This window comes from Sphingobacterium litopenaei (genome assembly GCF_014692495.1).
Lineage (GTDB): Bacteria > Bacteroidota > Bacteroidia > Sphingobacteriales > Sphingobacteriaceae > Sphingobacterium > Sphingobacterium litopenaei.
Genome location: NZ_JACOIJ010000015.1, coordinates 50,987 through 64,060, shown reverse-complemented (window position 1 = coordinate 64,060; position 13,074 = coordinate 50,987). Strand labels below are relative to the sequence as shown.

Here is a 13,074-nt window from a genome sequence, read left to right as displayed (position 1 = left end):
TATTTATGAACACTTATAGATTTCACTTTATTATAGCCTTAACTTTTTTTTTAGTCATTTTATTTTTTAATTTATTGATATATCAGTTAGCCATTAATATTTATAATGTGCTTATTGTTAGTATTATTACTATAGTTTATTTTATAATCAATGAAGAACTAATTTATGGTATCATAACAGGCTCAAGAGGAGTAAAAGTTATATGTTTATTTATATTATTGCTGCTATTTTATAATATTACTGATTTACTGTATCACATAATATATCGTAAACTTCCGGAATATAATATAATATTATTTTCCTATGAAGTAGCGCCGGATAATATCCAATTCAACAAGAATATTTCAAGGAGTTGTGTCACTGTCTCATTAATTTCATTGTCTGTTTCTTCATATAAGTTTTTTAGAAAAAGGAGATTTCATGATAAAAGCGTTATTGATGATTTGGAATACCGGATTATGTTATCTCGAGTGAATCCTCATTTTTTCAAGAGTATTTTTACTTCAGCTCTTTGCAAATCTATTTTTGGTCAGGGGCCTGCTGTACTTCAAATCTTGATTAAATTAACCGATATAATCGCTTTTATATTGTATAAGGACGATAAAAATGATCAATTGATAGCATTGCAAGAAGAATGGAAGCAGGTTGAAAATTTTCTTAATATTTTAAAATGGAATTATGGTGATTCAAAAGTGAAAGTTTTTCAAGATAGACAATTTAGTAGTACAATTAAAATACCTTCATTGCTAGTATTAAGTGCTATAGAAAATGCAAATAAATATACTGATTGGAGTGAAGATGAACCTTTCCATATCAAAGTGCAACATCACCCTGATGTAATACAGATATGTGTCTCAAACATATTTCATCCACGCGAAAGAATAAAGAAGCCAAGTACTAAATTCGGATTATATGCAATCAAGAAACGCATATTCCGATATAATAAAAACTATAATGTAGTATTTAAAGAAGAGGAAAATATATTTTCAATTGACATTAAAATAAAAAATAATGATTGAGAAAAAATATACAGTAGCTTTTGTGGATGATAATCCAATTGAAATGAGGTTTATAGAATTGTTTGTTAATGATAGGCCAGAACTGGTGTGTGTATGGATTGAAAATGATCCTATACAAGCATTAGATAGACTTCTTAAAGAGTCTGTAGATATCTTATTTTTAGATATTGATATGCCAGGATTAAATGGTGTGGAACTCGTGAATGCTCTTAAGGTGAAACCCATTGTAATTGTTTGTTCCAATCATAATCATTTTGCTTACGAGACTTCTTTAATTCAGTCTGGCTATTTGCCAAAGATTACTTCTCCAGAGATATTTAATAAAACTATTGATAGAGCTTTATTAGAATTTGAATATAAGAATAATCATACTGAAAGGTTAAATAGAGTAGTATCTATACCCACTAGTAAAAGAGATGGTTCATACTTTATATTAGACGTTGAAAATATGGTATATGCTTCTATTGAAGATAAAACAATTTCTTTCTTTTTTAATGATGGGAATACTAAACAAGGGAATATAAGCATGGATTCATTAATTAATCAATTACCAGCATATTTCATTCGTGTACATAAAAGCTATCTGATCAATTTAAATTATGTAGAGGAATTTAATCTTTCTATAATCAAATTAAAAAAATTAGATCATAAAATTCCAATTGGAAGAACATTTATAAAAAATGTAAAAAGGCTGTTCAAAGGTAGTAGCAACTCTAATTAAAGTTTCGAATAATAGGTCAGAAAATAAATCACTAATAAGATTCTGGTCATCATAATATACACCCCTATAAAACAGTATGAATAGTGTTACATACAGTAATATACTATTTATTACTATAATGTTATAAATGCAGCAAATAATCTCTAAACTTAAAATTATGAATTTAACAACTCCAGTAAATAATTCTAAAATATTATCACAGCTTATAGTTAATATAGAAAACGCATTTTGTCAGCTAAATTTTCATAATAATCTTTTTAAAATCCAACGGGATTGTCTTGAATTCTTGAATGATAATATGAAAGATGTGAAATCTATTTTTATTTATTTGATTGTCTTTAATTTTAAAAATGCCCAAATTGAATTTTTAAAATTTATTGACTTAAGTAATAGAATATATGCTTCACTGCATTATGCTTTAAAATATAATAAACCAGGAATTTCTCAATCAAGGATAAATTACATAAAAATTCTGGAGTCTATTGATAAACTAATAGATATGCTTTTATTATACGATAAGAAATTGATAGAAATTATACCACTATCAAATTATAGCTATTATACTATCAAGCCAAAGCTTAAGCAGCAAATAATATCTCTTAAAGATGCGCCAGGTTTAAAGGATGTGGAGCCCCAATTAATTAGAGTGGTTCAAGATTCCCTTTTTTCAGTGTTACAAAGTAACAGTCGAATTCGAAATGAGTTAAGATATATTAATATCCTTCTTAAAAAACTTTCAAAAGCTCCTGAATTAACGACTGAGTCATTAGAATGGGTTTTATTCCAATATGGATTTAATAGTAAAAGGTATTTGGAATATTATATCAATAAATCAAATCAACAGATGCTTGAAGATTCTAGTTTACACAAACAAATAGAAAATATAATAAGTTTTCAAGAGCAATTGTATTGCTTAGTACCATTACAAAAAAATTGTTTGGACTTAAACTCTCCTACTATTATTGACCAGATCCTGTTATTTTTTAAAGACAAAAAAGAATCTCTTAAGCAAAAACTGGATGTTAGACGTACTGAAATAATGGATGCGAAACTTTTAGAAGCTAATGATAAAGTTATGTTTAATATACCAGTGGCCCAATTTGGACTATTGATTAAACTTTTAATGGAAGTTAATTTAATTCCCAAGGAAAATGTTGGGAAGACATTTTCCTTTTTCGCTAAATATTTCAAAACTCCCAGCGTAAATTTTATATCCTCGGAAAGTCTGCAAAAGAAGTCTTCCACAGTCGAATTTTCTACTGCAAGGAAAATGAAAGCCTATTTGATTGAAATGGTGAATTGGATTAATAAAAATTATAATGCTTCAAGTTTTACAGAATGATATGGTAATTATTTAATAAACATATGCCTTATGTTGTTTAAAAAGCAAAAAGGTGGATTCTATTTACTAGATCCACCTTTTGCTTTTTGTAAAAGTATTTTTAAGAATTTTTTAGTTTAATAAAATCCTTCATCACATTTAAACTTTCATCCAAGATAAAATCAAATTCCACTTTCGGTTGGGGTTGCCCTTCTTTCCAAAGCGGCATATTGTGCAATTCCAATAACTTGTTTAAACGAGTTCTATTTTTTGTTTTATTGTCTTCTCTTTCCTTTTTCAACTTCCCTTCATTCAAGTTAATTGTAGAAGTAGTATTCATTGCTTTGGTGAATTCTTCAATATCTTCCAATAAGAACTTATATTCAGCAGAATTTTTCATTCTGTTTTCGTGCTTAGCTGCAAGTTGAGATTTAATAGAGGAAAGATCGCTTACTTTATTGTAGTTGGTCGAGCGAATTTGATCCCAAGGTAATGCTGCAGGTTCAGAACTTTCACCATATTTCTCTGCTGTGAACTGTGTAGGGAAGGTGATATCGGGATCTACGCCCTTGTGCTGGGTACTGCTGCCATTAATTCTGTAGAATTTAGCTATAGTTACATTGATTTGTCCAAATTCAGGAGCACCGTTTGGCGTATCTGCGTCTTTCTCTCCCGCGGCTTTTAATTTTAGTTTGTTAACGGAACTTATGAATCTTGACATATCTACTGCAGATTGTACCGTTCCTTTTCCATAACTTGTTGAACCTAAAATGATACCTCTGCCATAATCTTGTATTGCTCCAGCAAAAATTTCCGATGCAGAAGCCGAGTAACGGTTGATAATTACGCCAAAAGGACCTTTCCAAGAAACACTGCTATCCTCGTCTTGGTGCACCTCAATTTGGTTACGTGTATCTTTTACTTGTACTACAGGACCTTTCTCAATAAATAAACCCGTTAATTCAATGGCTTCTTGCAAAGAGCCGCCTCCGTTATTTCTCAAATCCAACACAACTGCATCAACGTTTTCTTTGTTAAGAGAGTCTAACAACAATCTTACATCGCGCGTTGTACTTTTATAGTTTGGATCGCGTTTTCGGTAAGCTTCAAAATCGATATAGAACTTTGGAAGTGTAATCACGCCTACTCTATAATTTTTACCGTCATCTCCTTTGACAGTCTTAATGGATCTTTTTGCCGATTCCTCTTCGATGACTATTTTTTCACGTGTTAATTTCACGATTGTAGGCTGAGCAGAAAGTTCAGCTCCTGCAGGTAATATTTTCAATCGTACTACCGTTCCTTTAGGACCTTTGATTTTAGCGACAGCAGCATCTAATCTCCATCCAATAATATCTTCAAATTCACCATTTCCTTGAGCCACACCAATGATGCGATCGTCCATCTTTAGCGTTTTATCTTTGAAAGCAGGACCTCCAGCGATAATTTCTTTGATGGTTACCATTTCATTTTCCATTTGCAGACGAGCCCCAATGCCTTCCAATGTATTGGACATATCTTCATTGAATCGTTGAGCAAATGAAGGGTTATAGTATGTTGTATGCGGATCTATTGCATTGGTGTAGGCACTCATAATCAATTGAAAAGCATCATTAGAGTTTGTTTGCTTCGCTTGAGAAATTAAATTGTTGTAACGCTTTTTTAATGTCTCTTTGTGCTTAGCCATTTCGTCTTTTCCTTCCGCTGTTGTAAGCTTAAGGTTCAATAAATCAAACTTTACACGTTTGCGCCACTGCTCTTTAAGTTCAGCGTCAGAGGTAAACCAATTTTGCTTATCACGGTAGTTGATGTAAGTTTCTTCTTTATTGAAATCGTGAGAAGCATCTACTTGAGTAAGCGCGTATTGAAGAACTTCTAAGGCTCTTTTGTTGTATGTATTAAATATATGAAATGCACTCGATAAATCGCCATTGCGGAAATCTTGACTTATAGTATTACGATATTGTCCAAATTCGTCGATCTCAGACTGCAGAAAATAATTTTTTCCTTCGTCAAGAGATTTTATTAAGTTGTCATAAACAATATTAGAAATAGAATCGCTGGCAGCTACTTTTTTGTAGCTATAATTCTCCAAAATCCCTACCACTTCTTTAGCAATAATCTCATGTTGTAAAGAAGGTTTAAGACTTAATCCTCCTTCTTCAATAGCCACTCTTGGTTTCGAGCCACATGCTACTACAGAAATAAAAGCTAAACAGACTAAAAAATTTTTAAACATATAAATTGTATTGTGAAATAACATTTTCGAATTGACTTCTTCTCTTCGGTTTTATAGAATCTAAAATTAGTTAAAAAAAAATCAATCTTAAATCCTTTGACTTTAAAAAGCGGTAAAGTTTATAGTATTGATGTAATATTTTTGCTAAAAAGATGGTTTCTTAGTGTCCAATACTGTTCTAGAAAGCTCTTTGCTGCCTCATAGTCTTTCAAATAAACATATGATCTTCCTAATTGTTCAGCAATGGCAAGTTGTAGGAATTTATTGGAACTCTCTTCAGCTAGTTTCCATGCTAATTCCAACTCATTTTTTGCTACTTTATAATTAGCTTGAATCATTTTGGAAGATCCCAACATGTATTCTATCATAGCAAGTTTTTCACTATAACTTTTTTCTTTAGCTAAATCTCGTGCTTGAATCAAAAACCATTGTGCTTCAGTATGTTTGTTTTGAGAACGATATATTTCTGCCAAAATTATCCAAGCATTAATCTTTCCTTCGTAAAATTTCGATTTGTTAAATAGCGGAATCGCTTTACGAATCACGGTGTTTTCCGCGGCTTTATAGTCTTTTCCGTACGCTTGAATCAGTGCAATTCGAGTATTAGATGCAGCTTGATCTGCTAGATTTTTTGATTTGTTCGCATGGTCTAAGTAAAGGGTTTCTAAAGTTAAAGCCTCTTGCAATCTATTAGTTATTAAGAATATTGACGCTAAATTGGACTGGATAATGGCTATATCCAGTTCATTTCGGGCGGCTTGAGCATGGGATAAGGCCGTATTCAAAGCATTCACAGCTTCTTCCGAATTGTGATTCTGGAGGTCATTTTCAGCTATACTATTGTATAATGCATAAACGACAGCATGATTCTTTTGATCTTTAAATTGTTGGAGCAATCTACTGTATTCTTGAGCTGATATGGTGTCTGGAAGAACTTTTTCTATAATGTGATGGTTTGTAGTATGCTTGAATGTTGATAAAAGTCTTTGGTACTGAAAACCCAATCGGATTGAATCTTGGAAGGATTGAATCTCCTGGTAAGTATAAATCATTTCATCTTTGAGGGTTCTAGGAAGAGGCAGGATATAGACTTTTGGCCCTATTCCATTGAACCCGGTGTCATATTTTGTGACGAATCCGTAAGGATCTAATGTATCTTGTTGGGATGTCTGTCCGTAAGCTAAAAAAACTGTTGATATAATAGTAAAAAGCACTGTCGTGAAAAATCTCATTATGATGTAAGCTAAATATCAAATGTAGCAAAAGTAGTCAACTTTCAAGCCAAATGATTTTATGTAACTTTGGGAAGTATTTCTTAATATAGTATAATGGCGACACGTATTCCTTTAGCAGAAAGATTAAGACCACGGAGCATTAGTGATTATGTTGGTCAACGTCATTTATTAGGCGAAGACGCAGTATTGTATAATGCCATATCTCGCAAAAATGTGCCTTCCATGATTTTGTGGGGGCCTCCGGGGGTGGGTAAAACCAGTCTTGCTTTTTTAATAGCCAAAGAATTGGATCGGCCATTTTTTAGTCTTAGTGCAATAAAATCAGGAGTAAAAGAAGTTAGAGAAGTAATTGATAAGGCTGAACAATTACAGAATTTTAATCAGGAACAGCCCATATTATTTATCGACGAAATACATCGTTTTTCCAAAAGTCAACAAGATTCATTGCTTGGAGCTGTAGAGCGAGGCTTGGTTACATTGATCGGGGCAACTACAGAAAATCCTTCTTTTGAAGTTATTTCCGCTCTTTTGAGCCGCTGTCAAGTGTATGTTTTGGAATCTTTGGATAAGGATGATTTAATTGGATTAGTTCATAAGGCTATTAAGGAAGATGAATTTTTGAAAAATGACAAAATCATTCTTAAAGAATATGATGCATTGCTACGAGTATCCGGAGGTGATGCGAGAAGGCTACTTAATGTTTTGGAATTGGTAGTCAATGCTGCGGTTCCTTATAATATACCTATCACCAATGATTTTGTATTGAAACAGGTTCAGCAAAATATGGCTAGGTATGATAAGACGGGAGAACAGCACTATGATATTATATCGGCTTTCATTAAGTCTATACGTGGTTCGGACCCAAACGCTGCTGTATATTGGTTAGCTAGGATGATAGAGGGAGGAGAAGATCCTTCTTTCATCGCGCGAAGACTGTTAATATTAGCTTCGGAAGATATTGGAAACGCGAATCCTAATGCCTTGCTTTTAGCAAATAACTGTTTTCAAGCGGTCAATGTAATCGGATGGCCAGAGTCAAGAATTATTCTTTCTCAAACTGTAACGTATTTGGCTTCATCAGCCAAAAGCAATGCTTCTTATGAAGCTATTAATAAAGCACAAGCTCTAGTAAGACAAACAGGAGATCTTTCTGTACCTCTGCATTTACGCAATGCACCTACAAAATTAATGAAAGAGTTGGATTATGGAACGGAGTATAAATATGCACATGCCTATTCAGGCAATTTTATAGAACAAGAATTTATGCCTTCAGCAATAGAAGGGACAACACTCTACAATCCTGGAAAGAACAGCTCGGAAGATAAACTCCGAAGTTCCTTGAAAGAAAAGTGGAAAGGAAAATATGGTTATTAGGTTCGAAAATATAGTTGTATACTTAATAGGAAACAGTTTGTGGTTTTGATTATTACTTTTAATTTTGTTTAATGCATACATTCACATCCATTGATTTTGAGCTTGCGACTTCTGAGTATAACAGTGTATGTGCTGTGGGATTGGTTAGTGTCGAGGATGGAAAGATTGTAAATGAGTTTTATAGCCTTGTTCAGCCTCCGGAAAACAAATATATGTGGCAGACAACTCGTGTGCATGGTATTAAAGCCAAGGATACCGCTAATGCACCTACATTTATTGATATTTTTCCTGAAATTTTGCCTCTAGTGTACGGGCAAAAGATGGTGGCGCACAACGAGGAATTAGATCGTAAAGTGTTAAGACGATGCATGCAACATGCTGGATTGGTGTATGAAGACTTAGGACTTCAGGAAAGGTGGGAATGCACGAGCAAGATATATAAACAATTGGGCTTCGTGAAAACTAAATTAAGTGTAGTCTGCGAAATTATGGGAATACAATTAAATCCCCATGATGCTCTTTCCGACGCGCGAGCTAGTGCTGAATTGTTTTTGTTGAAAGATTCAGCAAAAGATAAATTAATAAAATATCAGTTAGTAAATCAATAATCCTAATAAGTAAAAAATAAATCTAAAATGGAAGAAAAAGAGAATAAACATAGAGATTACAATCCAGGCCCAAGAGTAGGTATCACATTCTCCACATTTGATTTACTTCATGCAGGTCATATCATGATGTTAGCTGAAGCAAAGAGACAATGCGATTATTTAATTTGTGGTCTGCAAATGGATCCTACTTTGGATCGTCCTGAGAAGAATGCGCCTACTCAAACTGTAGTTGAGCGTTATATTCAATTGCGTGGTTGTCAATACGTAGATGAAATTGTGCCTTATTCTACAGAGCAAGATTTGGAAGACATATTGCGTTCTTTCAAATTAGACGTGAGAATTGTCGGTGACGAATATAAAGACAGAGACTTTACTGGTAGAAAATATTGCGAAGAAAAAGGGATAGAGTTGTATTTTAATAGCCGTGATCACCGATTTTCAAGTTCTGGTTTGCGAAAAATAGTCGCACAAAAAGAAAATGAAAAGAACGCAAAAGGATAACCCATAAATGGTTTGATAATTTTTATCAGACCATTTGTTTTTTTAGGATTTTTTTTAATGTTTTTAAAAAATATATGCTTTCTAGTGGTATCTTTGTAAAAAATTACCAAACCATGCCTTTAGAAATAATTATACCTATTATCATTCTCCTGATTCTCGGAGTTTTTTTTTATTATGAATACAAAAAACGTCAAATTTTTAAGGATTATATAAATTTGTCGGTATCATTAGATTTCACTCAGACAGCAGCTATTAAAACAAAAGGCCATTATGGCTTATTGTTGTTTAATATCAAAGAAATTAATAAAGAGTCTCGAGCATTCTATATTGAAAATTTAAAATTAAGCAACTCCAAAGTTCATATAAGAAATTACAATAAGATTTCCACCAAACTTCCTTTGCCCAAAGAAGGGGTAGTTCTTTCAGTAGGAGTAAGAAAATCAAAATCTGTTAGTTCAAGAAGTTTGGGGAAGTGTAACGTGACTATTTCGGGCTTCCTTATGGAAGATCAAAATAAAAAGTCTCCGTTCAAAGCAAAACTTCCTGTGGAAATTATACCTAATAAGTAAGAAAACAGATTTGCTGCTTATCATTCTGTTTGAATAAATATTTAATGTATTTTTGCGATATTGTGGTTTATTATTAATACGAAGATTGATAATAAACCACATTTTACGTTGGGGGGTAAGTCTTCTATAGGAACTCCTAGAACATTTATTCAATATTATGAGGAAAATTGCTGTAATAGGGCAAGGGTATGTTGGTCTTCCATTAGCAATTGCTTTTGCTTATCATTTTAGAGTTGTAGGATTTGATGTCGATACACAGCGTGTTTTGGAGTTGCGCAAAGGTGTGGATAAAACATTAGAAGCAAATCTAGATCAATTACGGGAGGTTCAGGAATTAGCCAAGCAATCAAAAGATCTGGGTTATAGTGTAACCTCTAGTATTAAGGATCTTCATGATGCGAATGTGTATATCGTTACAGTTCCGACTCCGATTGACCAGTTTAATGCTCCCGATCTATCTTATATCTTATCCGCTTCAAAAATTGTTGGTAGCGTACTCAAGTCTCAGGATATGGTTATTTTTGAATCCACAGTTTACCCAGGATGTACAGAAGAAGACTGTGTTCCAATATTAGAAAAGGAATCTGGTTTGGTGTTTAACCGAGACTTTTTTGTAGGTTATTCTCCAGAAAGAATTAATCCTGGGGACAAGGTTAATACCTTAGAAAATATAGTTAAAGTAACCTCAGGCTCCACTCCCGAAATTGCTGAAGAGATAGATAGTCTTTATAAAACAATAATAAAAGCAGGGACTTATAAAGCGGAATCCATAAAGGTTGCAGAAGCGGCAAAAGTTATTGAGAATGCGCAGCGAGATTTAAATATTTCATTTGTCAATGAATTAGCATTGATTTTTGATAGAATGGGAATTGATACGACTCAGGTATTAAATGCTGCAGGAACTAAATATAATTTCATAAAGTACAAACCTGGTTTAGTGGGGGGACATTGTATATCTGTAGATCCTTATTACCTAACACATAAAGCTTCAAAATTAGGCTATGTTCCAGAAGTTATACTTTCGGGTAGACGCGTAAATAACAAGATGGGGGCATTTGTGGCTTCAAAAACAATAAAACTGATGCTTCAAAAAGGTATAAATATTAAAGGAGCAAATATTCTCATACTTGGTTTTACATTTAAAGAGAACTGTCCTGATATAAGAAATACGAGTGTCATTAATATATATAACGAATTGTTGGAATACGAAACCCGTCCCGCTGTATATGATCCATGGGTAGATCCTGTATTAGCTAAAAATAAGTATGGTATTGAATTACAAAATTCAGAAACATTAGAAAAAATGCGATACGATGGCATAATTATAGCTGTAGCACATTCGTGTTTTTTAGAGTTTGACCTCAGCAAAATTAGAGCGAATAAATCTGTAGTATTTGACTGCAAAGCAATATATAATCCGTCCGAAATTGATGCTAGGTTATAGTATAATTTTTTAACTTTAGATTTTGTAATTAACTCTAGAAATGAGTTAAAAAGGTATATTAGAAATAAACAAATATCATATAATGAGTATAATTCATGTTTTATTAACAGGTGGTGTGGGTAGTAGATTATGGCCTTTGTCGAGAAAACAATCACCAAAGCAGTACTTAGATTTATTTGATGGAAAATCATTATTCGAAATGACTGTTCAGAGAAATCAATGCGTTGCGGATAAGGTTGTAATTGTTGGAAATAGGGATAATACGCATTTAAGCCACAAAGCTATGGTAAATTGTGGCTTACCGTATAAGAATATTGTAGAGGCAACGCCTAGAAATACAGCTGCTGCAATTGCGTTTGCGGCATTAGCAGTCGAACCTAAAGATATTCTAATTGTCACACCTTCGGATCACATGATCTCTGGTAGCGAAGCATATGCAGAGGCTATTCAAAAAGGTGTGGAGAAAGCTAAAGAAGGGTATATTGTGACATTCGGTATAAAACCAACACGACCTGAAACAGGATATGGGTATATCGAATATGAAGATGATTTAGTAAAATCCTTTAGAGAAAAGCCAAATTTGGATACGGCAGAAGATTTTCTAGAAAGAGGTAATTTTTTGTGGAATTCCGGTATGTTTTGTTTTCAAGCTTCTGTTTTTCTAGATGAGTTAAAGCAGTATGAGCCTAAAGTTTATGAGAAAGCAAAGAAAGCGTGGGAAATTTCTAAAGGAGGAATATTAGATGAAGAATTGTCTTTGGAAATACCTTCTATATCTGTCGATTACGCGGTAATGGAAAGATCCAAACGTATCCGAGTTGTTCCAACCTCTTTTGAATGGTCTGATTTAGGCTCCTTCGAAGCATTATATGATTATTTGGTTGAGAATGGTTATCCTAAAGATGACAATGGAAATATTGTTATTGGTACGGAAACTTTCACAGGATTTGTAGGATTAAAAAACACTATATTTATATACACGAAAGATGCTTTTTTGATTGTTCAAAAAGAGAAATCGCAGGACGTAAAGAAGATTTACAATATGCTGGATAAACTACAGTCCAAACTCCTTGACTAACGTTTATTACAATTATGAATAAAAATGCTAAAATATATATAGCGGGTCACAGAGGAATGGTGGGATCTGCAATATGGCGTCAACTTGAAGCAGAAGGATATAATAATTTAATAGGTCGAAGCAGTAAAGAGCTTGATTTGAGAAATCAACAGGCTGTGGAAGATTTTTTTCACGAGGTTAAGCCTGCTGTAGTGATCGATGCGGCTGCACGTGTAGGGGGGATTTTAGCTAATAATAATTATCCCTATCAGTTTTTAATGGAAAACCTTCAGATCCAAAACAACCTTATACAGTCTTCGCTGGATGTAAAAGTAGATAAGTTTATTTTTTTAGGCTCATCTTGTATCTATCCTAAGCTTGCGCCCCAACCTTTAAAAGAGGAGTATCTGTTAACAGGGAGTCTTGAGCCAACTAATGATGCCTACGCTCTTGCCAAAATTGCAGGTGTTAAAGCCTGTGAGGCTATACGTAAACAGTTTGGAAAAGATTATGTAAGCTTAATGCCTACCAATCTGTACGGAACTCATGATAATTTTGACTTAAAAACTTCGCATGTTCTTCCTGCAATGATTCGAAAATTTCACGACGCTAAGCTTGATAATCATAGCTCGGTGACACTTTGGGGTTCAGGGACACCTTTACGTGAATTCTTATTTGTAGATGATATGGCTTCATCTGTTATTTTTGCTTTAGAGAATATTCTACCAGAATATTTATATAATGTCGGTACAGGTAAAGATTTATCGATAAAGGATTTAGCTTTGGCCATTCAAAAAATTGTTGGTCATAAGGGGGAGATAATCTGGGATTCTAGTAAGCCTGATGGTACACCACGTAAGCTAATGGATATTTCGAAAATGCATGCTTTAGGATGGAAGCATCAGGTAGAATTGGAAGAAGGAATTTCTCGTACTTATGGCTGGTTTTTAGCAAATCATGACAACTTCAAAGAAGTAAAAATCTAA

The 13,074-nt window shown here is 33.4% G+C and carries 12 protein-coding genes; 10 read left to right on the top strand and 2 right to left on the bottom strand.

The window, feature by feature from the left end:
• Positions 1–5 precede the first annotated feature (5 nt).
• From H8B04_RS09410 to H8B04_RS09400, 3 genes are all read left to right on the top strand, one after another.
• A complete protein-coding gene (locus H8B04_RS09410; protein ID WP_190302194.1) occupies positions 6–1,019 on the top strand; it encodes a histidine kinase in 1,014 nt (337 codons plus the stop codon).
• Positions 1,012–1,740 (top strand): LytR/AlgR family response regulator transcription factor, encoded by a 729-nt coding sequence (locus H8B04_RS09405; protein ID WP_190302193.1) that lies wholly within the window; start codon positions 1,012–1,014, stop codon positions 1,738–1,740. Before H8B04_RS09410 ends, H8B04_RS09405 begins: the two co-directional genes overlap by 8 nt.
• Positions 1,741–1,897: 157 nt before the next feature.
• Positions 1,898–3,082, top strand: a complete 1,185-nt coding sequence (locus H8B04_RS09400) for a hypothetical protein (protein WP_190302192.1) — start codon at positions 1,898–1,900, stop codon at positions 3,080–3,082.
• A gap of 100 nt (positions 3,083–3,182) precedes the next feature.
• Here H8B04_RS09400 and H8B04_RS09395 read toward each other — a convergent pair whose 3' ends face one another.
• Together H8B04_RS09395 and H8B04_RS09390 are read right to left on the bottom strand one after the other, a co-directional pair.
• Entirely contained in the window at positions 3,183–5,300 is a 2,118-nt protein-coding gene (locus H8B04_RS09395; RefSeq protein ID WP_223815347.1) for a carboxy terminal-processing peptidase, read from the bottom strand.
• A 119-nt stretch (positions 5,301–5,419) separates the two neighbouring features.
• Positions 5,420–6,532 carry a tetratricopeptide repeat protein gene (locus H8B04_RS09390; RefSeq protein WP_190302190.1) on the bottom strand — a complete coding sequence of 371 codons (1,113 nt, stop codon included), beginning with the start codon at positions 6,530–6,532 and terminating at the stop codon, positions 5,420–5,422.
• 96 nt (positions 6,533–6,628) lie between these two features.
• Between H8B04_RS09390 and H8B04_RS09385 the strand changes: the two genes are divergently transcribed.
• The 7 genes from H8B04_RS09385 to H8B04_RS09355 all read left to right on the top strand — a co-directional run bounded on the left by H8B04_RS09385 (position 6,629) and on the right by H8B04_RS09355 (position 13,074).
• On the top strand, positions 6,629–7,909 hold the full coding sequence (locus H8B04_RS09385) for a replication-associated recombination protein A (RefSeq protein WP_190302189.1): 1,281 nt from the start codon (positions 6,629–6,631) through the stop codon (positions 7,907–7,909).
• A 71-nt stretch (positions 7,910–7,980) separates the two neighbouring features.
• Positions 7,981–8,517 carry a 3'-5' exonuclease gene (locus H8B04_RS09380; RefSeq protein WP_190302188.1) on the top strand — a complete coding sequence of 179 codons (537 nt, stop codon included), beginning with the start codon at positions 7,981–7,983 and terminating at the stop codon, positions 8,515–8,517.
• A 27-nt stretch (positions 8,518–8,544) separates the two neighbouring features.
• Positions 8,545–9,018: an adenylyltransferase/cytidyltransferase family protein gene (locus tag H8B04_RS09375; protein ID WP_190302187.1), complete on the top strand. Its 474-nt coding sequence runs from the start codon at positions 8,545–8,547 to the stop codon at positions 9,016–9,018.
• Positions 9,019–9,131: 113 nt separating this feature from the next.
• Positions 9,132–9,587 carry a hypothetical protein gene (locus H8B04_RS09370; RefSeq protein ID WP_190302186.1) on the top strand — a complete coding sequence of 152 codons (456 nt, stop codon included), beginning with the start codon at positions 9,132–9,134 and terminating at the stop codon, positions 9,585–9,587.
• Positions 9,588–9,744: 157 nt separating this feature from the next.
• Positions 9,745–11,031 (top strand): nucleotide sugar dehydrogenase, encoded by a 1,287-nt coding sequence (locus tag H8B04_RS09365; RefSeq protein ID WP_190302185.1) that lies wholly within the window; start codon positions 9,745–9,747, stop codon positions 11,029–11,031.
• Positions 11,032–11,113: 82 nt separating this feature from the next.
• Positions 11,114–12,109, top strand: a complete 996-nt coding sequence (locus H8B04_RS09360; protein ID WP_190302184.1) for a mannose-1-phosphate guanylyltransferase — start codon at positions 11,114–11,116, stop codon at positions 12,107–12,109.
• 14 nt (positions 12,110–12,123) lie between these two features.
• Positions 12,124–13,074: a GDP-L-fucose synthase family protein gene (locus H8B04_RS09355; protein WP_190302183.1), complete on the top strand. Its 951-nt coding sequence runs from the start codon at positions 12,124–12,126 to the stop codon at positions 13,072–13,074.